Below are 21,145 nucleotides of genomic sequence, written 5' to 3'. Positions count from 1 at the left end.
GACGGCTCCCCGAAGGGGTCAGTCCTTGGGCTGAAGCTTGGCGACTTTACGTGGCTGACACACATGCACCGTAATTTCTTCCCGGTCGTGATAGAGCTGCTTGGCCTGCACCTGAAACCCTCCCAGCTGGTCGAGCTTTTCCTGCAATTGCTGCAGGTTATGTACGGCTTCAGCGTAGCGCTTTTTCATCGGCAGCTTGAGGTTAAAAATGGCCTCCTGGCAGTCTTCTGCCAGCAGCCAGTCGGCCATGAGCGCCACCACCCGGGCGGGTTTGTCTACCATGTCGCACACCAGCCAATAAGTATTTTTGCGGCTGGGCCGCCATTTAAAACCATCTTCCCGATAGTGTTTTACCTGGCCGGTTTCCATCAGGCTGTCTGCCATGGGGCCGTTATCAATAGCGGTGACCATCATGCCCCGGGCGACCAGCTGATAAGTCCAGCCGCCGGGAGCGGCCCCCAAATCGACACCACGCATGCCCGACGTCAGCCGGGTATCCCACTCTTCACGGGGAATAAACACATGAAAAGCCTCTTCCAGCTTGAGGCTGGAGCGACTGGGCGCATCGGCAGGAAACCGCAGCCGGGGAATGCCCATATGAAAGGGTGACTGGTTATAGGAATAGGAATAACCCAGCATGACCTTATTGTTGGCGGTAAAGAACAGATGCAGTGTGGGCCGGTTGCGGGCTTCGGCGCGGGTTAATACCCCCTTGCCGCGCAAAGCCTGACGCGCCGGCACGGTAAATTTGCGGCAAAACTTTGACAGCTCCTTGCCATCATTGGTGTCGGCAGTTTCTACCCGAATATCACCGCACAGAGGCATGCCCTCGGCGGCATCAATAATAGGGCTGATGCGATCGTCCAGCGGCAGATCATTCAGCTCGGCCCATACCACCAGCATCTGACGGGCAAAAATCAGCTCACGAAATGGCAGCTTACGACCCAGCAGATCGCCGTCTTCCGGCTGAAAGCACTCATACACCACATAACCGCTGTTATCTTTGGTGCGGGCAAAGCCCGGGCAACCCATTTGCCCTGCCCTGTCCTGAATTTCGGCCGCCGCTTCTTTTTCAAATCCGGGACGGCAATAGATCAACAACTGTTTCATTTAAACCTCAACCAGGTGCGGCCGGCCAGCAACAGGCATAACCAACCCACCATAAAACTCAACCCCCCGAGCGGGGTAATAAAACCAATCCCTTTGGTGCCAAACAACACCAGGGCATAAATACTGCCGCTGAACATCACCATGCCCAGTACAAAACAAACGACCGCGGCGTTGATCAGCACACTGGCCCGCTGCCGGAGCATAATGGCCAGCAACAGCAGTGCCAGGGCGTGCAGAAACTGATATTGCACACCGGTGTTAAACGCCGATACCAGCGCCGGGGCTGCCACCAGGCCATGGGCACCATAGGCCCCCAGCGCAGTGGCACTGAGGCCGGCCAAAGCCGCAGCATAAAAGGCAAGATTAATGATCATGAATAAAGCTCCTGATGCGTTCAATCACCTGAGCCAGATTGCCCTCAAGGGTTGCACCCGAAGACTTGCGCGGCTTGAAGCCATGATCGCCATCGGTAATCCAGCCGGTTTGTACCGTATCAGCCAGATCGTAACCGGCCACGGCTTCCCGGTTGCCAAAAGTGTCGCGCTCCCCTTGCAACAACAGGGTGGGCGTGGCAATGGAGGCCAGGTGCTGCCCGCGAAAACGTTCGGGTTTGCCCGGCGGATGAAACGGAAAGCCCAGCAATATCAGTCCGGCAGGGGCCAACTCATCGGCCACCAGTGAGGCCATGCGCCCGCCCATGGACTTGCCTGCCAGAAACAACCGCGGATGAGTAAACTCCGCCGCCAGCTCGCGCCAGCAGTTCAGTAATACCGGCTCACGATCCGGCGGCCGGCGGCGGCCATCACTTCGGGTTTTTTGCATATAAGGGAACTCAAAGCGCACCACCTGAATATGCTCGTCTGCCAGTCCCCGGGCCAGTGTGTGCATGACATCGTGCTCCATACCGGCACCGGCACCATGGGCCAGCAGTACTCTTGCTGCAGCATGGTCGGGGCCATCTTTTAATACGTTCAACTGTTTACCCCTTTTTGTTTTTCTTCTTTACTGACCAGCGCCAGCATCCAGTCACGAAAGGCAGCAATTTTGCCAAGGTTTGCCTGAGCCTCATGACTGACCAGGTAATACGCATTTTTTGACATTAACACCTGCTCAAAGGGGCAGACCAGCCGGCCGGCATCGATTTCCGGCTGAGTGAGCACACTGTGGCCAAGGGCCACCCCCTGGCCATGAATGGCCGCCTGGATCACCATGGAGGAATGACTGAAAATCGGCCCCTGATTGACGTTGGCGGCCTGAATATCCAGCTGCTTGAACCAGGCCTTCCAGTCACGCCGCGAAGTATCATGCAGCAGAGTATGCCGGGTTAAATCTTCCGGGGTTTTCAGCGGCCGGGTGCCCATCAGCAGCATGGGCGAGCATACCGGGATCAGGTATTCCGCATGCAGCTTGTCGGCGCGCAGACCTGGCCAGTGCCCCTTACCATAATAAATAGCCACATCCACGTCGTCGGTGAGCGAGCCTTCGTCCAGATCCACCGCCTTGATGCGCACGTCTATGTCCGGATGTGCCTCACTGAAGCGCACCAGCCTGGGCACCAGCCACTGAATGGCAAAACTGGGCTGCAGGCTGACGGTAAGGGCTCCTTTGGCACTGCGCGCCAGCAGGCGTTCGGTGGCATCGGAAATACCGGTAAAAATATCCTTTATTTCCAGAAAGTAACTCTGCCCCTCTTCAGTGAGCAGCAGCGAGCGGTTACGCCGCCGAAACAGCTTGATACCCAGAAATTCTTCCAGCGCCTTGATTTGATGGCTGATGGCGGCCTGAGTCACAAACAGCTCTTCAGCTGCCCGGGTGAAGCTCAGGTTACGGGCAGCGGCTTCAAAGGCTTTCAGCGCGTTAAGCGGAGGTAATCGCCGGGACATGCTCATCTCTGACAGCGTTTAAGTGGCTGTGAATTATAGGGGTCTGCGGCTGCGCATACCAGCATGGCTCTGGTTCATTTTTAATGACGGGCTGAGTACACTGGCATTCTTGATCTATGGCGGACTGAAGATTGATGGATTGGTTACCTGTGTCACTGCTCGACTGGCTGATGCTGACCTTTGTGGGTTTGCTGGTGTTGCTGATGCTCTATAGTCTGCTGCGCCGGCTGTGGCGGGGCAAGCCGAAAGTACTGTTTGAGCCCGCCGTGATGTTCAGCCCGGAAGCCGCCACTGCCTTTGCATTGCTGGAACAGGCGGTAAATCACCGGCTGCGGGTGTTTGCAGCGGTGCAGATGAGCGAGGTTCTGGCAGTCTCTGCGGCACTTGGTAAAGCACAACGGGAGCAGGCCGCTCAGATGATGCTGGGCGAGACACTTGATTTTGTGTTGTGCTCTCCCGGGGAGCTGATGCCCCGGGTGGTCGTCGCACTGACCGACGACAGCCTGAGCCGCACCGACGGCCGCCACCGGCACCGGCTGCTGGAGCAGATTGAGACCGCCGGCCTGCCGGTAGTGCACTTGTCGCCCAGAGACTGGCCCGAGCCCGGCATGTTGTGGGAAGAAATAGCCGCCCTGCTGCAGCCCGATACCATTCAGCCGTTTGCCGTTAACGGCCGCCGTGAGCCTACCCTCAGCCTGCCCGACGATGAACCCGACGACGAGCCGGAAATAAAATGGTAAGCCAGCTTAACGCATGCCAAAACGCTTTTTGGTCAGCCGACAACTTTGTCATTCCGGGCTTGACCCTGAATCCATCCTGCAAAGGATATCGCCCTCTACAAGCACTGCTCACAACTCACAGCCGGCACCCACTTACAGCTGAAAGCTTATGGCTTACGGCTCTCCCGAAGGGAGCAGGTTAAAGCCATAACTCACTTAACGGCGTCTCCGGCGTATAGTGATGGGCAATTTGTGCCAGCAACAGTTCGGCGGTGGCCAGGGCATCGGTTAAAGCATGGTGGGGCGAATAATGGGGCAGATTATAGCGCTCACGGCTGTTGGCCAGACGAATGGATACCGGCTTGCGCCCCCGCAACCGGCTCCACAGGCTGAGCTGACGAGGGTGAAAGCGGGTTTCCAGCTCCATGGTATCGATCACCGGAAAGCGAATATCCTCATATAGCCTCGCTTTCAAGGCGGCGGCAAAGAAAATCTGCTCTATGCGCCGGTAGTGCACCACCACAATACGTCCGGCCAGGGCGTTGAGCAGTGCATCCAGCACCTGTAACAAGTCCGGCGCTTCCTCTATTTCCGAATGGGTAATACCGTGAATGGCCACGGTATTACCCGCCATTGGCCGGTGCGGGTTGACAATCCAGTGAGCAGATGCGCGACAGTAAATGCGCTGCAGATCGAAAGGCACCAGCCCTATGCTGACAATGGCGTCTTTTCTGGCATCCAGCCCGGTGGTTTCAAAGTCCAGCGCCACAAAAGGCACGTCTGCCAGCGGCGTGTCCGGACCCGGCAGGCCAGCCCGGTAAAAGCGCTGCAGCCGGTAGTCACGGGCGCTGCGGGCACGCTCTTCAAACAACGCCGGCCAGTCGGGTGCACTGGCGGTGTCGACCAATGATGACGGTCTGAGATACATCATAGGCTCCTTACGAGGCTCGTCCGGGCTGATAACGGAACTTCAGAAACTTCTGTGCCTGACTCAGGATCTGAAACGCCTCTTTAAGGTTGCGCCGTTCAAAGTCGGACAGGTTTTCCGGCTCTATATTGTTATCAGGCTCTCTGCCCGCTTCTACGTCCATGGCCTGATGACGAATGCGCACCATGGCAATAAACTCCATGGCGTCCCGCAGATCCGGCCCTCTGCCTCTGGGCAGTATATCGGCCTCAATCACATCGTTCAGCCGCTCAAAGGAATTCTGTGCCTTGGAACCTACCGCCAGGGCATGCACACGAATTAAATCTGCCAGCGGTGCCGTGCCGCGGCGCTTAAGGTTAATGGAGTTGTTATGTTTGCCGTCCTGCTCCATGACAAACTCTTTAAAGAACCCGAGCGGTGGCGTGCGCAGCAGCGCATTGCGGGCCATGCTGGCCAGAAAACGCGGACTGCGGCGGGCGCGGCGCACAATTAAGCGATTAAGCTGTTCGGCCCATTCCAGGTGGCCGTATACGCCGTCAAGATCAAAGAAGATATTACTGTTCAGCAAAGAGCGGGCGCTGGGGTTGTCTATCCAGTCAATAAAGCACTGCTCCCACTCTGTGCGGGTTTTGCGCCATTCCGGGTTGGTGGCCATAATATTGCCGGTGCAGTAGCTGTAGCCACAGGCGGCCAGGCCATCACACACAAAGTTGGCCAGCTCAGCAAAATAGTCATTGTGCCGTTCGGCATCATAACTGTTATCGAGAATAATGGCGTTATCCTGGTCGGTCACCACCAGTTGTTCGTCCCGGGCCATGGAGCCCAGCGCCAGAAAGCAGTACGGCACCGGCGGCGGCCCCAGTTTTTCTTCGGCCAGCTCCAGCAGCCGCTGCTTGAAGCTGCGGCCAATCACCGCCATGGCGGAGCCAATCATGTGAGAGTTGGCGTCTTCGTTAACCATGCGCACAAAGCAGGCTCTGGCATCGTCGGCAATGGTGGCCAGCTCGCCGGCATCCTGGGCGCGAAAAATATGCCGCACCACAAACAGGCTGTTGCGGGATTCATGACGCATAACATCCGACAGCGCCACCACACCGATGGGCTTGCCTCTGTGCAGTACCGGCAAATGGTGCAGGTTATAGCGCAGCATGGTCAGCATGGCTTCAAACACATATTGATCACTTTCTGCCGCCACCAGATCCACCGACATGATCTCGGCTACCGGCGTACTGGAAGGCAGCTCTTCGGCCAGCACCCGGGTACGCAGATCCCGGTCGGTAATAATGCCGGCCACTTCTACCTCTTCCCCTTCTTCGTTCAGCACCAGAATGGAGGAAACGGCCTCTTCGGTCATTTTACGGGCGGCATCAAATACGCTGGCAGCGCGGCCGATAGATACCGGCTCGCGGGAAATCAGTTCACGAATGCTGGACGTCATCAGTTCGTTGGCTTCCTGATGACGGGACACCGCATGGCGCAGCCGGGCACTGTCTCCCACTTCCACAAAATCGGCAAAGACTTCAAAGCGTTCATACAAATCATGAAACACGACTTCGGGCAGGCAATAGACCAGGGTGTCTTCCAGCGTAGTGGCAGGCAAGCGGTTTTTATTATTCATCAGCAGCCCCATCTGACCAAACAGGCTGCCTTCACTCAGGCGGTTATACAGCTCACCGTTACGGCGGTGTATTTCTACCGCCCCGCTGCGAATAAGATAGAGATGGTGCACCGCATCGCCATATTTAAAAATAACGGTACCGGCCCGAAAGTAGCTGACCTCCACCTGAGTGGCTATGTGCTCCAGCTCTTGGTCGGGCAGCGCCTTGAAGGGGTAGCACTGGCGTATAAAAGCGAGTACCTCCAGCTGCTCTGCTTCCATGGTTCACTCCTGCAAAACGTGAAAAAGGCAGCACCCGGCTGCCTTTAAATTGATTAACGGTGCCGCAGGCGCTTAGCCTCTTGGCTCCGACATCAGCCCTTTGATCAGCGCTACACAGGAAATAAGCAGCACTATGGTAAAGGGAAAGCCGGTAGATACCGCCATGGCCTGCAAACCGGCCAGACCGCCGCCCAGCATCAGGGCAATGGCCACCAGACCCTCAAAGGTACACCAGAACACCCGCTGCGGCTTGGGCGCGTTGACCTTGCCGCCGGCGGCAATGGTGTCGATGACCAGCGAGCCGGAGTCGGACGAGGTAACAAAGAACACCACTACCAGCACAATACCGATAAAGGAAGTAATGGCGGTGAGCGGCAGCTGCTCCAGCATCACAAACAGCTGCAGCGGCAGTGCGGCTTCACTGACAGCCTTGATGCCGTCACTCACCACCAGATCGATGGCGGTACCGCCAAAGGCGCTGAACCACAGCATACAGGCAGAAGTTGGCACCACCAGTACGGCAATCAGGAACTCACGCACCGAACGGCCACGGGATACCCGGGCAATAAACATGCCTACAAAGGGTGACCAGGAAATCCACCAGGCCCAGTAGAAGGCAGTCCAGCCCTGGGAGTAATTGGCATCTTCCCGGCCAAAGGGCATGGACAGCGCCGGGAAATACTCAAAGTACGCAACAATATTGTTGAACAGACCGGTAAAGATAAGCAGGGTCGGCCCCACTATCAGCACAAAGCCCAGCAGCAGTGCCGCCAGCCCCATGTTGATTTCAGACAGGCGTTTTACCCCCGCATCCAGCCCGGCCAGCACCGACACCAGTGCCACCAGAGTAATGAGGATCACCAGCACTACCTGAGTGGTGACCGTATCGGGAATATCAAACAGAAAGTTAAGGCCGGCCGAGGCCTGAGAGGCACCGTAACCCAGCGACGTAGCCAGACCAAACAGAGTGGCGACCACCGCCAGAATATCAATAATATGACCAGGCCAGCCCCATACCCGCTCACCCAGCAGCGGATAGAGCACAGAGCGCATGGTCAGCGGCAGCCCCTTGTTAAAGGAGAAAATGGCCAGACCCAGTGCCAGCACCGCATAAATGGCCCAGGGGTGCAGTGCCCAGTGATACAGGGTGGCGGCCATGCCAAGACGGCTGGCCTCGGCGGCATTTCCGGCAGCTCCGCCCAGCGGAGCCCAGTCAGTACGCACGCCGTTTTCTACCGTGGTGCCGGCAAACGAGGTACCGAAGTGAGTCAGCGGCTCGGACACACCAAAAAACATCAGACCTATGCCCATGCCGGCGGCAAACAGCATGGAGAACCAGCCGATATAGGTGAAATCCGGGCTGGCTTCGGTGCCGCCGATGCGGACTTTGCCCAGGGGGGAAATAATCAGCCCCAGACACACCAGCACAAAAATGTTACCGGCGGAAAGAAAGAACCAGTCAAGGGTGGACGTGAGCCAGCCGCGCAGATCGCTGAACATGGGCCCTACCTGGTTCTGAAACGCCAGGGTGAGAAACACAAAGGCCACAATAGCCAGACCGGAGATCATGAATACACGGTTATGAATGTCGAGCCCGAACGGACCAATTTGCAGGGCGATATTGTCTTGCCCTATCTGATAATCGGTATCAATGGGCGTCACTTTGCCCTCGGGGGCGATAACATCATGGTTATCTTTTTCTGCCATGAAGATGCTTCCTTTTTTAAGGGATTGGCTTGCTTGAACCACTCTAGGGTAGCACAGCAGCGACACAGAATGGCCAGGCGGGGGCTCAGCTGAACAACATTTAGCCAGAGCAAGGCACTTCTTCCCGCTCCGCCCCCCTGCTACAATTCAGGCTTTCACGGATTTTAAGCTTACAAGGTTCCCGTTCATGCGTACCAGTCAATACCTGCTTTCCACTCTTAAAGAAACTCCGAGCGATGCCGAAGTGATCAGCCACCAGCTGATGCTGCGGGCGGGCATGATCCGCAAGCTGGCCTCGGGCCTGTATACCTGGCTGCCCAGCGGTTTGCGGGTGCTGAACAAGGTGGCGGCCATAGTGCGGGAAGAAATGAACCGCGCCGGTGCCATTGAAATGCTGATGCCGGTAGTGCAGCCCGCCGATTTGTGGCAGGAAACCGGCCGCTGGGACAAGTTCGGCCCCGAGCTGCTGCGCATTAAAGACCGCCACGATCGTCCCTTTGTGCTGGGCCCCACCCATGAAGAAGTGATCACCGCCATGGTGCGCAACGAGGTCGCCTCTTACAAGCAGCTGCCTCTGAATCTGTATCAGATCCAGACCAAATTCCGTGACGAGGTACGCCCGCGTTTTGGCGTGATGCGCTCCCGCGAATTTGTAATGAAAGATGCTTATTCTTTCCACACCACTCAGGACAGCCTGCAGCAGACCTACGACGACATGTATGCCGCCTACAGCCGTATTTTTGAACGCATGGGTCTGGACTTCCGCGCTGTGCTGGCCGACACCGGTGCCATTGGCGGCAGCGCTTCGCACGAGTTTCATGTGCTGGCTCAAAGCGGTGAAGACGATATCGCTTTCTCCACCGAGTCCGATTACGCCGCCAACATTGAAATGGCCGAAGCACTGGCCCCGAAAGCAGCCGCCGATGCTCCTACCCAGGAGATGGTGCTGACCGACACGCCCGATACCAAGACCATTGCGGATCTGGTAGAAAAATTCGGCCTGAACATTGAGCAGACCGTGAAAACCCTGCTGGTAAAAGCCGCCGATGAGGTAGATGCACCGCTGGTAGCGCTGCTGGTACGCGGTGACCACGAGCTGAATGAAGTAAAAGCCGAGAAGCTGCCGCAAGTGGCCAGCCCCCTGACCTTTGCCACCGAAGAAGAAGTGCGCGCCGCCGTAGGTGCCGGCCCGGGCTCGCTGGGTCCGCTGAACATGCCGCTGCCGGTGATTGTGGACAGAGCCGTGGCGGTAATGAGCGACTTTAGTGCCGGTGCCAATATCGACGACAAGCACTATTTCGGCATTAACTGGGGCCGTGACCTGCCCCTGCCCGAGGTGGCCGACCTGCGCAATGTGCGTGAAGGCGACCCCAGCCCCTGTGGCAAGGGTGTGCTGCAGATTAAACGCGGCATTGAAGTGGGTCATATCTTCCAGCTGGGTAATAACTACTCCGAGAAGATGAACGCCACCGTACTGAACGAAGGCGGCAAGGCCACCGTGCTGGAAATGGGCTGCTACGGCATTGGTGTGTCCCGCATTGTGGCCGCGGCCATTGAGCAGAACCATGACGACCGCGGCATTATCTGGCCCGAGGCGCTGGCCCCGTTCCAGGTAGCCATTATTCCCATGAACATGCACAAGTCTCATCGGGTGCAGGAAGTGGCCGACAAACTCTACGCCGAGCTGGCCGCCGCCGGCATTGAAGTGCTGTTTGATGATCGCAAGGAGCGCCCGGGTGTGATGTTTGCCGATATGGAGCTGCTGGGTGTGCCCCACAGTATTATTATTGGTGAGCGCGGCCTGGACAACGGCGTGGTGGAATACAAACACCGCCGTGGCGGCGACAAGCAGGAAGTGGCCATCGATGATGTGATTGCCAAAATCCAGGCGTTGATTGGCTAACTCCCTTCGGGAGAGCTGTAAGCGATCAGCTTTAAGCTATAAGAAAAACAACCGGTGCTTACAGATAGCACCGGTTTAAAAATCATTCCGGCCTTTGAGCCGGAATCCATTCTGCAGGCGATGGAGTCTTTATTCGAACAGCCGTGCTTTATGCAATGGACTCCGGATCCGTCATGCTGAACTTGATTCAGTACCGGAGTGACCCCGCTGCTCTACTTACAGCTGACAGCTTACGGCTTACAGCCCCCGAAGGGGATTAGTCCGAATGATGGCGGCTGTCGTTGGCTTGGGCCAGCAACATGCGGCTTTCTTTAAGGAAAGTGTCGGCATAGTCGCCGAAATAATCACTGACAGCGCTGAACTGCTTTACAAAGGCGTCGCGCTGTCCATTCTCCAGCTCTTCCAGTAACTCGCCAAAGCGCCCGTGATAACGTCGTATCATCGCAAGATTGCGGGGTGACGACAGAATAATGTCGGCATACAGCGCCGGATCCTGCGCAAACAAACGGCCTACCATGGCCAGCTCCAGCCGGTAGATGGGCGAGCTTAACCGCAGCAGACGAGACAAATCTGCTCCTTCAGCACACAAATGAGCACCATAGGCAAAGCTGGTAAAGTGACGCAGCGCCTGTACCAGGCTCATGGCCTCGTCGTGCTCGGCCGCCGGCACCTCCTGCAGGCGGGCCCCCCAGATACGCATTTGCGCCAGCAGCCATTCATAGTCTGCTTCGCCGCGGCCATGGCAGTGAATAATCACCTGCTTGGCCAGGCTGGGAATATCCGGTCCGAACATGGGGTGCAGCCCCAGCACAGGACCTGAATGCGCGTTCAGCATGGCGGCCACCGGCTCGCTCTTGACGCTGGTCAGATCTACCAGCAGGCAGTGCTCGGGCAGCTTGGGCAGGCGCTCTATTACCGCCACGGTTTGATCGATGGGCACGGCAATCATTACCAGACCCGCATCGGCCAGCAGCGTATCGGCCTTGTGCCAGTCGTCCTTTTCAAGGATCTCGGTGTGGTAACCAGACAGGCTCAGCAGGTGGGCAAACAGACCACCCAGCTGGCCGCCACCGCCAATCACCACCGCCTTGCCCAAATCCGGATTCACACATTTGAAGCCGGTGTCTTTTTCACTGGCATAAGATTCGCGCATAAAGCGGCGCAGCACGTCTTCTATCAGGTCGGGCGGCACACCCTGTGCTTCGGCTTCGGCCCGGCGGCTGGCGAGCATGGCGGCTTCACGGTCGGGCACATAAATAGGCAGGCCATGCCGGCTTTTTACTTCCCCTACCCCCGCTACCAGCTTAAGCCGCTGCGCAAACAGCTTGACCAGCTGCTGATCCACTTCGTCGATTTGATCCCGCAGGACCTTGAGTTCATCTACCATTTTATCCATCCCGGAATTAACACGCCGGACCTGAGTCCGGCGTTGCATTATGCCTGTTTATTGCGTGAGCTGACAATGTCAGGCAACGCGTGCCTTGAGTGAGGCAGACAGCTGCTGATGGCAACGTGCCAGCAATTCGGCGGTGGTGTCCCAGCCGATGCAGGCATCGGTAATGGACACACCGTACTGCATCTCACTCACCGGCTGCTCGCTGGGCTGGTTGCCCTCAAACAGGTGTGATTCCAGCATAATACCGAGAATAGACTCATTGCCTTCCTGGATCTGGCGCACCACATTGTCGGTCACCAGCGGCTGCAGGCTGTAATCCTTGTTGGAGTTGCCGTGACTGCAGTCCACTACCAGCCGCGGCGTCAGGCCGGCACTGATCATGGCTTTTTCGGCCAGGGCAATATTGACCGAGTCGTAGTTGGGCTGCTTGCCGCCACGCAGGATAACATGGCCGTCGGGGTTGCCCTGAGTCACCAGCAGCGCTACCTGACCTTCCTGATTAATGCCCATAAAAGCGTGGGATTCGGCAGCCGCCTTCATGGCGTTGATGGCAGTGCCCAGGTTACCGTCAGTGCCGTTTTTAAAGCCCACCGGCATGGACAGGCCCGAGGCCATTTCTCTGTGAGTCTGGGATTCGGTGGTGCGGGCACCAATGGCAGACCAGGAGAACAGCTCTGCAAGATATTGCGGACTGATCGGGTCCAGTGCTTCTGTCGCCAGAGGCAGCTCCAGCTCCGCCAGCCAGCACAGCAGCTCCCGGGCTTTGTGCAGGCCCAGCTCAATATCAAAGGTGCCATCAAGGTGAGGATCGTTAATAAAGCCTTTCCAGCCTACTGTGGTGCGCGGCTTTTCAAAATAGACGCGCATTACAATATAAAGGCTGTCGCGATATTCATCATGCAGTTTTTTGAGGCGGGTTGCGTACTCTTTGGCTGCGTCTACATCGTGAATGGAGCAAGGACCACAAATAACCAGCAAGCGGTGATCCTTGCGGTGCACAATATCAGAAATGGTTTGCCGGGCCTGGCCGATGTAATCGAGCGCTTTTTGAGAAATGGGCAGCTTGGCTTTCAGCTCGGCCGGAGTGATCATCACCTGCTCGGATTGAATATGGATATTGTTTAATGTGTCTTTCTGCATGATGACATCCTCACTGTAAACTTTTTTATACAACCAAAGAGAAAGAAAAGGTTAGTCTCGTTTGACATATAGAAACTTCTTTTCTACGCAACCGGCTTCAACCTTATCAAGGCTGGCCGGGGTTGCAAAGCCCGGGAGAGCATCAAATGCGGTTTATTTTGTTTATAATTGAAAAAAATGAGGAGCCTGTATGCAATTAAGCAATCGCGAGCAGCAGGAGCTGGTACTGGCCCTGCGGCGCATTCTGGATCACTATGGTGTAGACTACCGGCAAAGCCCCGAGTCTTATGATTATGATACGGTTTATGACCATCAGTGCCGGCTTATTCTGGATGAAGTGGCAGCAAGCTGGGAGCAGCATTACGGTTACCGCCCCAGCCCCATGACGCTGCAAAAAGCCCTGTTTGCCGCCGAGCACAGCCGCCAGTTTTCCCCGCCCTGGTACAGACGGATTATCAACGCGATAAAGTGGTAGGCCCCAATTTATTGGGGCAACCCGTGCATGATGCGACGAAGCAGCCCCGTTTGCCGGGTATAAACCCCGGCCTCATCCACCAACGCGACTTCCAGCTTTATTTTACCCGTCAATCTCATCCATAAAGGCGTCAAGGTTTTCGTCGTCAGGCATTTCACGCTGTTTGCCGACTTTGGCATCCTGAAACTGCAGATAGAAATCCTTGGTCAGACCGTAGGGATCAAGCGAGTTATCAATAATGGCCTCGCGCTCTATCAGCTCACTGCGCTGATAAAGCCCGTCCAGCGCCCATTTGCCGGTGCGCATGGCAAGAGACATAACGTCATAAGGAAAGTACAGCGTATCCACCACATCGCCGGTCAGCTGACGCAGAGTGGCCGGACCATAGAGCGGGATCATCATATAAGGGCCATTACCAACTCCCATTTGTCCCAGAACCTGACTGAAATCTTTGGCTTTGGGTTCAAATGAGAGCTTCTGGGCCACATCAAAGTAACCCAGCACGCCCACAGTACTGTTAACGCCAAAACGCACCAGGTTAGTGCCGGCACCGGATAAGTCGCCGGTAACCAGATGGTTGACGAAGCTGGCAGGCTCTTCGAGGTTCAGCACTACATTCTGAATGCCCGTACGCACCGAACGGGGTACATAGTCGGCATAAGCGTGGGCAGCAGGACGTACAATATAGGGCTCGGCTACATCATAGTTAATGACCCAGCTGGCCCGGTTTACCGGCTCAAAGGGATCACGAGGATCATCCGCGGTAGATTTGGCATAGTCTGCCGGCACAGCCGGTGAGAAAGGATCATTCACCCGCTCCTGCTGCACCCCCTGGTGCGCCGCACAGCCGGTAAGCACAGTGCCGGCCATGAGAATAAGTGCTCTGTACCACATGGTTAGGTCGCTCATTTTTGTTGTTATAAAAGAGTAAGTCTACTCATGACTGACCAACACGGCCAGTCATCACCACCGGCTGAAAGCCATATTATAACGGCGTGTCGATAATCACGCTCAGCTGCTTGTCTTCACTGGTGCTGAGCACACCACTGCGCCCTTCCCAGGCGTTGGTGACATCGGTAACGTTACCGCTGGGAGCAATACGCGCCTTAATAATAATCTCATCGCGGCTGCTCATGTTATTGTCAGGTACCATGGCATCGGCATTGGACAGGGTGACGCTGAGCGGAAACGCCGGCTGCTCTATCCGTCGGGCCACCAGCGGCATTTCGCCACCATTGGCATCCACGGCAAACACAAACAAAACAGCGCCGGGGTGATAAGGCACACTGGTGCCGGTATTAATTTCTATCTGATAGCGGGGGCCGGTAACCGGCGCCTGCTGATTGCTGCTCATTTGCTGCTCGGCAAACGCAATGGACCGCTGGATCATGGCATAACGCGGATGCTCGGGAGACATAATCTCGAGCATTTGCTGCCAGCGGGCTCTGGCCTGTTCAAAATCATTCTGCTGTACCGCCATAAAGGCAAACACTGACCAGGCTTCCAGGTTACCGGGCTGGCTGACCAGAACATTGCGTATCATTTGCTCGGCACGCAGGTTTTCTCCGGTCATGGCCAGTGCCTCGGCATAGGGCACGTATACGGCTTCAGGCTCATCGGTAAGTTTAATGGCTTTTTCCAGTGCCTCCCGGGCAGTTTCACCATCACGCATTTCCAGCGATAACCGGCCCAGCAACAGCCAGCCACGGTAGTCGTCGCCATCCTGATGCAGGCGGGTACGCAGCGCCAGAATAAGCTCGCGCACGTCCTGCTCGGTCACGCTTTCATCCGGCTCTATCAGTACCTTGCGCGACAGCTCCTGCAGATTGCCGGATACCCGCTGCCACTCGGCCACTTCCTCATGTGCTCCCACCTGCCAGTAAACCCCGACACTGACCGCTATCATCAGCACCAGCGCCGAGATAATGGTGAGCGGGCTGCGGCCGTCCCGGGCCTTGGTTTCATTGGTGACCACATCATCCAGCAGACTTTTCTGCAGCTCCTGCTGCAGGGCCTCGTCATCTTCCAGCAGGCCCAGTTCACTGTCTTGCTCCAGCTCTTTTATCCGCTGGCGGTAAAGCTGAGTATTGAGCTCGTTACGACTGTGGCTGGACTCAGCCCGCCCACGGGTAAGAGGAAAAATAATGATCAGTGCCAACAGCAGAGTCAGGCCGGCACAAAGGATCCAGAATAAGGTCATGTCAGCTCTCTTTGTTCTTGTTCAGCAGGCGCTTGAGGCGCTGTTTTTCTTCTTCGCTCAGGGTTTCGTCAGCAGCCAGCGCCGGCTTTTTACGAGTACGCACCAGCACCACCACCAGGCCAATTAACAGCACCAGCACAGGGCCGGCCCAGAGAATAAGGGTGGACGCCATAAAAGGAGGCTTATAGAGAATAAAGTTACCGTAGCGGGCTACCATGTAGTCCACTACTTCTTCTTTGCTGCTGCCTTCCTGCAGCATCTGATAGGTTTTTTCCCGCAGATCCTTGGCCAGCTCGGCGTTGGAGTCAGCTATGTCCTGATTCTGACATTTAGGACAACGCAGCTCTTTTAACAACTCACGAAAGGTCTCTTCTTTTTTCGGGTCGTCAAAGTTGTATACATCGATGGCGGCATGAGCTGCCGGCAGCCAGAGCATGGCCGCCAGCATAAGTATTCGCATCAACATGGACATTACTCCATTTGCTCAAAGATAGGCTTGAGGGTCTGCTTCCATACCTGATCGTTCACATCCCCCACATGGCGGTAGCGAATAACGCCGTTGCTGTCGATAAGGAAGGTTTCAGGCGCGCCGTATACGCCCAGATCCAGACCCAGCATGCCGCGGGGATCATACAGATCGATGGCATAGGGGTTACCCAGATTACTGAGCCAGCGCAGCGCCTTTTCACGCTCATCCTTATAGTTCATGCCAATAATATGCACGCCCTCACTGGCCTTGAGCTGGTTGAGATATTCGTGCTCGGCATAACAGGTAGGACACCAGGTGGCCCACACATTGAGCAGCATGGGCTGGCCGGTAAAAATGGACTTGTCATGCTGTTTGTCGGGGTTATGCAAGTCCTGCAGAGTAAACTCAGGAATAGGCTGATCAATCAGCACCGATTCCAGTTTGGTGGGGTCGGAAAACAACCCCTTGTACAGAAATACACTGGCACCCAGAAATATCAGCAGCGGAATGGACAGAATAAGAATACGACGGTTCATCAGGCCTCCGCGGCTTGTTGTTTACGGCCAAAACGGTAGCGCTTGTCGATAATGGCAATCACACCGCCAATGGACATCAACAGTGCTCCAAACCAGATCCAGCGTATAAAGGGCTTGTAGTAAAGCCGCACCGCCCAGGCACCGTCATCCAGCTCTTCACCCAGCGCCGCGTACAGATCGCGGGTAATGCCGGCATCAATGGCCGCTTCGGTCATGGACATGCGTTGCACCACATACATGCGTTTTTCGGCTTTCAGCTCGGTCAGCGGTTTGCCGTTTTTGGACACACTGATCACCCCTTTGAAGCCTTCGTAGTTAGGGCCGTCAGCATCACGAATACCGTCAAAGGTAAAGGTGTAATCGGCAAAGGTGACGGTATCACCGGGCACCATGCGTACATCCCGCTCTATGCTGTAAAGCTGGGTGCAGCTGATGCCAACAATGGTCACCGCCAGACCAATGTGACCCAGGATCATGGCCCAGTGGCTGTTGCCCAGCTTGCGCACACCGGTAAAGAACGAATGCCGGTGCGTGGCCCGCACCCAGGTTTCCTGCAGGCTGGTAATGGTAATAAAGGCACCCAGGCCAATCCCCACGGCAGCCCAGGGTTCAAAGCTGGCGGAAAACAGCAGCGGCAGCGCCACCCCGGTGACAATACTGAGCACCAGCGCCAGCAGCAGCTTGCCGTTCACTTCCTTCATTTGCTGGCGACGCCAGCGAAACAAGGGCCCCGCCCCCAGCAGCAGCGCAAAGGGAATGATCAACCAGGCATAGAGGCTGTCAAAGAAGGGAGCACCAATGGAGATGCTGCCCATACCCAGCTCTTTATGTACCAGCGGCAGCAGAGTACCGATAAGCACCACCACCAGGCCGGCCATCAGAATAATGTTATTGCCCAGCAGCAGGCTTTCCCGGCTGGCCAGCTCGTGCTTGCCATGGCTGCGCACTTCTGCGCCCTTGATGGCATACAGCAGCAGGGAGGATCCCACCACCAGCAGCAGGAAGATCAAAATAAACAGACCCCGGGTGGGATCGGAGGCAAAGGCATGCACCGACACCAGAACACCGGAGCGCACCAGGAAGGTGCCGAGCAGACTCAGGGAAAACGCCATGATCGCCAGCAGCACCGTCCAGGCCTTGAAGCTGGCGCGCTTTTCAGTCACGGCAAGGGAATGAATCAGCGCCGTACCGGCCAGCCAGGGCATAAAGGAGGCGTTTTCTACCGGGTCCCAGAACCACCAGCCGCCCCAGCCCAGCTCGTAATAGGCCCACCAGGAGCCGAGCGCAATGCCAAGCGTCAGGAAAATCCAGGCGGCCATGGTCCAGGGCCGGGACCAGCGGGCCCAGGCTGCATCCAGTTTGCCGGTCATTAAAGAGGCAATGGCAAAGGCAAAAGCCACCGAGAAACCCACATAGCCCATATAAAGCATGGGCGGATGGAAAATCAGCCCGGGATCCTGCAGCAGCGGATTCAAATCGCGGCCATCTACCGGAAAGAACGGCAGGGTGCGCTCAAAAGGGTTGGAGGTGAACAGCACAAACAGCAGAAAGCCGATGGCGATCATGCCCATCACGCTCAGTACCCGGGCCACCGCATCCAGTGGCAGCGCCCGGCTGAAACGGGCTACCGCAGCAGTCCAGCCTGCCAGGATCAGCACCCACAGCAGCAGTGAGCCTTCATGGGCACCCCATACCGCGGAAATGCGGTAAGCCAGCGGCAGCAGACTGTTGGAGTTGGAGGCCACATAGAGCACGGTAAAGTCGTGCTCCACAAAGGCCCAGGTCAGGCACAGAAAGGAAATAAACAGAAAGCCAAACTGGGCATAGGCCAGCGGCCGGGCCAGCAGCATCATGGCAGTATTGCCGCGGGATGCCCCCAGCAGGGGATAAATACTCAGCACCAGGGCACTGGCCAGGGCCAGCACCAGGGTGAATTGTCCAAGCTCGGGGATCATAGGTTACTGCCCTTCAGCTGTGCCTCCGTGTATTCGGGTTTAAAGTGCTCCATTCCCTTGAGCGCTTCCGCCACCTCCGGTGGCATGTATTCTTCGTCGTGCTTGGCCAGTACTTCAAAGGCATCTATGGTGCGGGCATCTGCCAGATTGCCCTGCGCCACTATGCCCTGCCCTTCCCGGAACAGATCCGGCAGAATGCCGTCAAAGCGTACCGTTACCTGCTCGCCACCGGCATCCACCAGATCAAAGCTGACGTTCAGGCTTTGCTGATCCCGCTTCACCGTACCCGGCACCACCAGACCACCAATACGCAAACGCTGGCCTACTTCCGGTTTGATCTGATCTTTACCCTTGCCCTGCACCAGCTCGGTGGGGGTATAGAAAAGATCAATATTTTGCTGCAGAGCATAGAGTACCAGACCTACCATAACCGATAACCCGGCAACGACCGCCAGCAGCAGTGTCATTCGTTTTTTACGTCTAGGGTTCATAGCGTATTCTCCAACTTGCGGGCAGCCTCACGGCGGGCGGCCCGGGCCTGTTTTTGGCTGACTTCGCGCAGCAGGCGTTTTTTCGTGTTAATGGTGGCCACTACCAGCCCCAGCAGGGCCAGCAAAGTGACGGCAAAAGAAAGCCAGACATAAAAGCCATAACCGCCCATGGCCAGAAAGGCAGACCAGCTATCAAATTTCATTGTGTTTCTCCGCCATGTTCAGCACCCAGGGACGATGAGATTCACGCCGTATCAGCTCGTTGCGCAGGCGCATCAGCGTCACCGCCCCCAAAAAGCAGATAAAGGCAAAAATCATGATAAGCAGCGGCCAGAGCATGTCATTGGAAATGGAGGGCTTGGCAAACTTGGTGATGGTGGCCCCCTGATGCAGGGTGTTCCACCATTCCACCGAGTAGTGAATGATGGGCAGGTTGATGACTCCTACCAGGGCCAGAATGCCGGCGGCACGACCGGCCAGTACCTTGTCGGAAATGGCGTTATAGAGCGCAATGACACCCAGATAAAGAAACAGCAGAATCAGCTCGGAGGTCAGGCGGGCATCCCATACCCACCAGGTGCCCCACATGGGCTTGCCCCAGGCGGCACCGGTAAACAGCGCAATAAAGGTGAACACAGCCCCTACCGGCGCAATGGCCGATACCGCCATATTGGCGACCTTGATTTGCCATACCAGACCAATAAAGGCGGCAATGGCCATGGAGGAGTAGGCACCCATCGACATGATGGCGGCCGGAACATGAATATAGATGATGCGAAAAGCATCACCCTGCTGATAATCGGCGGGCGCAAACGCCAGGCCCCAGACCAGACCAATGGCAAAGGAAACCACGCTGAATACGGCGAACCAGGGCAACCATAGTCCGGCAATACGATAAGCCGTTTCCGACTTGGCATAGGGGTGTAACCATTTCCACATCTTGCTCACAGACCTTTTTTGTACTAATGCGTTATTTTGGCGCGCTTAAGATACCCCAAATTCCCTCTGTTTAGAAACCCTTCACCGCCAAACCCGACTGAATTGAAACTAATTAACACTGACCCGCAGCGCTGCCGCAATGGCAAACGGTGCCAGAGTAACGCTGCCAGCCAGCATGGCACCCAGAATGGCCAGCTGGCCACTGTAAGGCAGTCCCAGACCGGCCGTTTCTATTGCCGATGTGGCAAAAATCAGCACCGGAATATACAAAGGAAGGGTCAGCAGACTCAGCAGTACGCCACCCTTGCCAATGCCCACGGTTAATGCCACGCCAATAGCACCCAGCAGGCTGAGAATGGGCGTGCCCAGCAGCAGAGTCCAGAACATGCCGAAAAAGCCGTTCATATCCATGCTCAGCAGCACGGCTATCAGCGGCGACAGCAGCAACAGCGGTAACCCGGTCAGCAACCAGTGCGCCAGCACCTTGGCCAGCACCACTACTCCTAAAGGACAGGGCATCAGCATCATTTGTTCCAGGGTGCCGTCGATATAGTCATCCCGAAACAGCCGCTCCAGCGCCAGCAGGGATGACAGCAACGCCGCCACCCACACTATGCCCGGCGCAATACGCGCCAGCAGCGCAGGCTCAGGCCCCACGCCTAAAGGGAAAAGCGTGATAACAATCACAAAAAACCACAGCGGATTAAGAATATCAGCGCGCCGGCGCAGCGCACTGACCAGCTCCCGGCGCACCACGCCGGTAAAGGAATGCATCATTGAGCGTCCTCGCGGGATGGCGAAAGATGAAGAATACGAGCGCGGCCGGCGCAAAGGTTAAGATCCTGATGGGTAGTGATCAGCACCATGCCGCCGGCATCGGTGTGCTCCAGAAACAGCCTTTCCAGCACTTTTACCCCGTGTTTGTCGATAGCGGTAAAGGGCTCGTCAAGGATCCAGAGCCGGGGCCCGCCCAGCCACAGCCGGGCCAGTGCCACCCGCCGCTTTTGTCCGGCAGACAGCTGGCCGGCATATTGCTCTTCCAGCCCCGCCAGCCCCACCTGTGCCAGCACCTCCCACAGGTTAGCGGTGCTGCCCTTGTGGTGCATGCGGCGAAAAAAAGCCAGGTTTTCGTAGGCGGACAGCTCGTGTTTGATACCGGCCTGATGGCCCAGATAGAAGAGATTCTGATGAAAGCTGTCGCGACATTGCTCTATGTTTTCTCCCTGCCAGCTGACGGCTCCCTCATAAGGCCGGGATAAGCCTGCCAGCAGCCGCAACAGACTGGTTTTACCGGCACCGTTGGGGCCGGCAATCTGCACCAGCTCACCAGGTGCCACCGCAAGGGAAAGATCACTGAACAGAGTTCGTTCTTCCCGAACACAGGTCAGAGCGTGGGCTTCAAGCATAAGTTAATA

22 protein-coding genes are annotated in these 21,145 nt (G+C 56.5%); 3 read left to right on the top strand and 19 right to left on the bottom strand.

All coding sequences use genetic code 11. The features are described from left to right. Positions 1-18: 18 nt before the first annotated feature. Genes rlmM through G364_RS0102630 form a run of 4 tightly spaced genes read right to left on the bottom strand, consistent with a single transcriptional unit; the run spans position 19 to position 2,993 of the window. On the bottom strand, positions 19-1,110 hold the full coding sequence (gene rlmM / locus G364_RS0102645; protein WP_019933602.1) for a 23S rRNA (cytidine(2498)-2'-O)-methyltransferase RlmM: 1,092 nt from the start codon (positions 1,108-1,110) through the stop codon (positions 19-21). Continuing rightward, positions 1,107-1,484: a DUF423 domain-containing protein gene (locus G364_RS0102640; RefSeq protein ID WP_019933601.1), complete on the bottom strand. Its 378-nt coding sequence runs from the start codon at positions 1,482-1,484 to the stop codon at positions 1,107-1,109. Before G364_RS0102640 ends, rlmM begins: the two co-directional genes overlap by 4 nt. Further along, the gene (locus G364_RS0102635; RefSeq protein WP_019933600.1) at positions 1,474-2,085 is read right to left on the bottom strand and encodes an alpha/beta fold hydrolase; all 612 of its coding nucleotides are present in this window, start codon (positions 2,083-2,085) and stop codon (positions 1,474-1,476) included. The genes G364_RS0102640 and G364_RS0102635 overlap by 11 nt, the downstream gene beginning before the upstream one ends. Then, complete coding sequence (locus G364_RS0102630) at positions 2,082-2,993, bottom strand: transcriptional regulator GcvA (protein ID WP_026344635.1); 912 nt, start codon at positions 2,991-2,993, stop codon at positions 2,082-2,084. The genes G364_RS0102635 and G364_RS0102630 overlap by 4 nt, the downstream gene beginning before the upstream one ends. 134 nt (positions 2,994-3,127) lie before the next feature. Between G364_RS0102630 and G364_RS0102625 the strand changes: the two genes are divergently transcribed. Further along, entirely contained in the window at positions 3,128-3,733 is a 606-nt protein-coding gene (locus tag G364_RS0102625) for a DUF2726 domain-containing protein (RefSeq protein ID WP_019933598.1), read from the top strand. A gap of 178 nt (positions 3,734-3,911) precedes the next feature. Here the strand turns inward: G364_RS0102625 and G364_RS0102620 are convergent, their stop codons facing one another. The 3 genes from G364_RS0102620 to G364_RS0102610 all read right to left on the bottom strand — a co-directional run bounded on the left by G364_RS0102620 (position 3,912) and on the right by G364_RS0102610 (position 8,226). Next, positions 3,912-4,643, bottom strand: coding sequence for a 3'-5' exonuclease (locus G364_RS0102620; RefSeq protein WP_026344634.1), 732 nt, complete (start codon positions 4,641-4,643; stop codon positions 3,912-3,914). Between the two features lie 7 nt (positions 4,644-4,650). Further along, a complete protein-coding gene (locus tag G364_RS0102615; RefSeq protein ID WP_019933596.1) occupies positions 4,651-6,519 on the bottom strand; it encodes a DUF294 nucleotidyltransferase-like domain-containing protein in 1,869 nt (622 codons plus the stop codon). A 72-nt stretch (positions 6,520-6,591) separates the two neighbouring features. Next, a complete protein-coding gene (locus G364_RS0102610) occupies positions 6,592-8,226 on the bottom strand; it encodes a BCCT family transporter (protein ID WP_019933595.1) in 1,635 nt (544 codons plus the stop codon). A gap of 187 nt (positions 8,227-8,413) precedes the next feature. Between G364_RS0102610 and G364_RS0102605 the strand changes: the two genes are divergently transcribed. Further along, positions 8,414-10,129 carry a proline--tRNA ligase gene (locus tag G364_RS0102605; RefSeq protein WP_019933594.1) on the top strand — a complete coding sequence of 572 codons (1,716 nt, stop codon included), beginning with the start codon at positions 8,414-8,416 and terminating at the stop codon, positions 10,127-10,129. Positions 10,130-10,385: 256 nt separating this feature from the next. Here G364_RS0102605 and tyrA read toward each other — a convergent pair whose 3' ends face one another. Both tyrA and G364_RS0102595 read right to left on the bottom strand, forming a co-directional pair. Beyond that, positions 10,386-11,516 (bottom strand): bifunctional chorismate mutase/prephenate dehydrogenase, encoded by a 1,131-nt coding sequence (tyrA, locus tag G364_RS0102600; protein WP_026344633.1) that lies wholly within the window; start codon positions 11,514-11,516, stop codon positions 10,386-10,388. Positions 11,517-11,594: 78 nt separating this feature from the next. Continuing rightward, entirely contained in the window at positions 11,595-12,665 is a 1,071-nt protein-coding gene (locus G364_RS0102595; protein WP_019933592.1) for a 3-deoxy-7-phosphoheptulonate synthase, read from the bottom strand. A 190-nt stretch (positions 12,666-12,855) separates the two neighbouring features. On the opposite strand from G364_RS0102595, the gene G364_RS0102590 reads away from it, so the two are divergent. After that, entirely contained in the window at positions 12,856-13,140 is a 285-nt protein-coding gene (locus G364_RS0102590) for a hypothetical protein (protein WP_019933591.1), read from the top strand. A 102-nt stretch (positions 13,141-13,242) separates the two neighbouring features. On the opposite strand, the gene G364_RS0102585 is transcribed toward G364_RS0102590, so the two are convergent. The 10 genes from G364_RS0102585 to ccmA form a co-directional block, all read right to left on the bottom strand. Further along, positions 13,243-14,034 carry an MlaA family lipoprotein gene (locus G364_RS0102585; RefSeq protein WP_026344632.1) on the bottom strand — a complete coding sequence of 264 codons (792 nt, stop codon included), beginning with the start codon at positions 14,032-14,034 and terminating at the stop codon, positions 13,243-13,245. A gap of 91 nt (positions 14,035-14,125) precedes the next feature. Continuing rightward, complete coding sequence (ccmI, locus tag G364_RS0102580) at positions 14,126-15,340, bottom strand: c-type cytochrome biogenesis protein CcmI (protein ID WP_019933589.1); 1,215 nt, start codon at positions 15,338-15,340, stop codon at positions 14,126-14,128. A gap of 1 nt (position 15,341) precedes the next feature. Then, positions 15,342-15,812 (bottom strand): cytochrome c-type biogenesis protein, encoded by a 471-nt coding sequence (locus G364_RS0102575; RefSeq protein WP_395535553.1) that lies wholly within the window; start codon positions 15,810-15,812, stop codon positions 15,342-15,344. Then, complete coding sequence (locus G364_RS0102570) at positions 15,812-16,345, bottom strand: DsbE family thiol:disulfide interchange protein (RefSeq protein WP_019933587.1); 534 nt, start codon at positions 16,343-16,345, stop codon at positions 15,812-15,814. Before G364_RS0102570 ends, G364_RS0102575 begins: the two co-directional genes overlap by 1 nt. Further along, positions 16,345-18,300 carry a heme lyase CcmF/NrfE family subunit gene (locus tag G364_RS0102565; RefSeq protein WP_019933586.1) on the bottom strand — a complete coding sequence of 652 codons (1,956 nt, stop codon included), beginning with the start codon at positions 18,298-18,300 and terminating at the stop codon, positions 16,345-16,347. The genes G364_RS0102570 and G364_RS0102565 overlap by 1 nt, the downstream gene beginning before the upstream one ends. Then, positions 18,297-18,791: a cytochrome c maturation protein CcmE gene (gene ccmE, locus G364_RS0102560; protein ID WP_026344630.1), complete on the bottom strand. Its 495-nt coding sequence runs from the start codon at positions 18,789-18,791 to the stop codon at positions 18,297-18,299. Before ccmE ends, G364_RS0102565 begins: the two co-directional genes overlap by 4 nt. Then, on the bottom strand, positions 18,788-18,994 hold the full coding sequence (ccmD, locus tag G364_RS0102555) for a heme exporter protein CcmD (RefSeq protein ID WP_019933584.1): 207 nt from the start codon (positions 18,992-18,994) through the stop codon (positions 18,788-18,790). The genes ccmE and ccmD overlap by 4 nt, the downstream gene beginning before the upstream one ends. Continuing rightward, on the bottom strand, positions 18,984-19,730 hold the full coding sequence (locus tag G364_RS0102550) for a heme ABC transporter permease (protein ID WP_026344629.1): 747 nt from the start codon (positions 19,728-19,730) through the stop codon (positions 18,984-18,986). Before G364_RS0102550 ends, ccmD begins: the two co-directional genes overlap by 11 nt. 108 nt (positions 19,731-19,838) lie before the next feature. Next, positions 19,839-20,507 carry a heme exporter protein CcmB gene (gene ccmB / locus G364_RS0102545; RefSeq protein ID WP_019933582.1) on the bottom strand — a complete coding sequence of 223 codons (669 nt, stop codon included), beginning with the start codon at positions 20,505-20,507 and terminating at the stop codon, positions 19,839-19,841. Next, the gene (ccmA, locus tag G364_RS0102540; protein WP_019933581.1) at positions 20,504-21,136 is read right to left on the bottom strand and encodes a cytochrome c biogenesis heme-transporting ATPase CcmA; all 633 of its coding nucleotides are present in this window, start codon (positions 21,134-21,136) and stop codon (positions 20,504-20,506) included. The genes ccmB and ccmA overlap by 4 nt, the downstream gene beginning before the upstream one ends. Between the last annotated feature and the right edge of the window lie 9 nt (positions 21,137-21,145).

Source organism: Oceanimonas smirnovii ATCC BAA-899, from assembly GCF_000381965.1.
GTDB lineage: Bacteria > Pseudomonadota > Gammaproteobacteria > Enterobacterales > Aeromonadaceae > Oceanimonas > Oceanimonas smirnovii.
This window is presented reverse-complemented; position numbering and strand designations above follow the sequence as displayed.

Excerpts from the sequence above, each read along its gene's own strand:
- tyrA (WP_026344633.1), bottom strand. The coding sequence starts at position 11,516 with ATGGTAGATGAACTCAAGGTCCTGCGGGATCAAATCGACGAAGTGGAT.
- G364_RS0102575 (WP_395535553.1), bottom strand. The coding sequence starts at position 15,812 with ATGTCCATGTTGATGCGAATACTTATGCTGGCGGCCATGCTCTGGCTG.
- G364_RS0102610 (WP_019933595.1), bottom strand. The coding sequence starts at position 8,226 with ATGGCAGAAAAAGATAACCATGATGTTATCGCCCCCGAGGGCAAAGTG.
- G364_RS0102585 (WP_026344632.1), bottom strand. The coding sequence starts at position 14,034 with ATGTGGTACAGAGCACTTATTCTCATGGCCGGCACTGTGCTTACCGGC.
- G364_RS0102565 (WP_019933586.1), bottom strand. The coding sequence starts at position 18,300 with ATGATCCCCGAGCTTGGACAATTCACCCTGGTGCTGGCCCTGGCCAGT.
- G364_RS0102615 (WP_019933596.1), bottom strand. The coding sequence starts at position 6,519 with ATGGAAGCAGAGCAGCTGGAGGTACTCGCTTTTATACGCCAGTGCTAC.
- rlmM (WP_019933602.1), bottom strand. The coding sequence starts at position 1,110 with ATGAAACAGTTGTTGATCTATTGCCGTCCCGGATTTGAAAAAGAAGCG.
- G364_RS0102640 (WP_019933601.1), bottom strand. The coding sequence starts at position 1,484 with ATGATCATTAATCTTGCCTTTTATGCTGCGGCTTTGGCCGGCCTCAGT.
- G364_RS0102625 (WP_019933598.1), top strand. The coding sequence starts at position 3,128 with ATGGATTGGTTACCTGTGTCACTGCTCGACTGGCTGATGCTGACCTTT.
- G364_RS0102620 (WP_026344634.1), bottom strand. The coding sequence starts at position 4,643 with ATGATGTATCTCAGACCGTCATCATTGGTCGACACCGCCAGTGCACCC.
- G364_RS0102550 (WP_026344629.1), bottom strand. The coding sequence starts at position 19,730 with ATGTGGAAATGGTTACACCCCTATGCCAAGTCGGAAACGGCTTATCGT.
- ccmI (WP_019933589.1), bottom strand. The coding sequence starts at position 15,340 with ATGACCTTATTCTGGATCCTTTGTGCCGGCCTGACTCTGCTGTTGGCA.
- ccmB (WP_019933582.1), bottom strand. The coding sequence starts at position 20,507 with ATGATGCATTCCTTTACCGGCGTGGTGCGCCGGGAGCTGGTCAGTGCG.
- ccmA (WP_019933581.1), bottom strand. The coding sequence starts at position 21,136 with ATGCTTGAAGCCCACGCTCTGACCTGTGTTCGGGAAGAACGAACTCTG.
- ccmD (WP_019933584.1), bottom strand. The coding sequence starts at position 18,994 with ATGAAATTTGATAGCTGGTCTGCCTTTCTGGCCATGGGCGGTTATGGC.
- G364_RS0102590 (WP_019933591.1), top strand. The coding sequence starts at position 12,856 with ATGCAATTAAGCAATCGCGAGCAGCAGGAGCTGGTACTGGCCCTGCGG.
- G364_RS0102630 (WP_026344635.1), bottom strand. The coding sequence starts at position 2,993 with ATGTCCCGGCGATTACCTCCGCTTAACGCGCTGAAAGCCTTTGAAGCC.
- G364_RS0102595 (WP_019933592.1), bottom strand. The coding sequence starts at position 12,665 with ATGCAGAAAGACACATTAAACAATATCCATATTCAATCCGAGCAGGTG.
- ccmE (WP_026344630.1), bottom strand. The coding sequence starts at position 18,791 with ATGAACCCTAGACGTAAAAAACGAATGACACTGCTGCTGGCGGTCGTT.
- G364_RS0102570 (WP_019933587.1), bottom strand. The coding sequence starts at position 16,345 with ATGAACCGTCGTATTCTTATTCTGTCCATTCCGCTGCTGATATTTCTG.
- G364_RS0102605 (WP_019933594.1), top strand. The coding sequence starts at position 8,414 with ATGCGTACCAGTCAATACCTGCTTTCCACTCTTAAAGAAACTCCGAGC.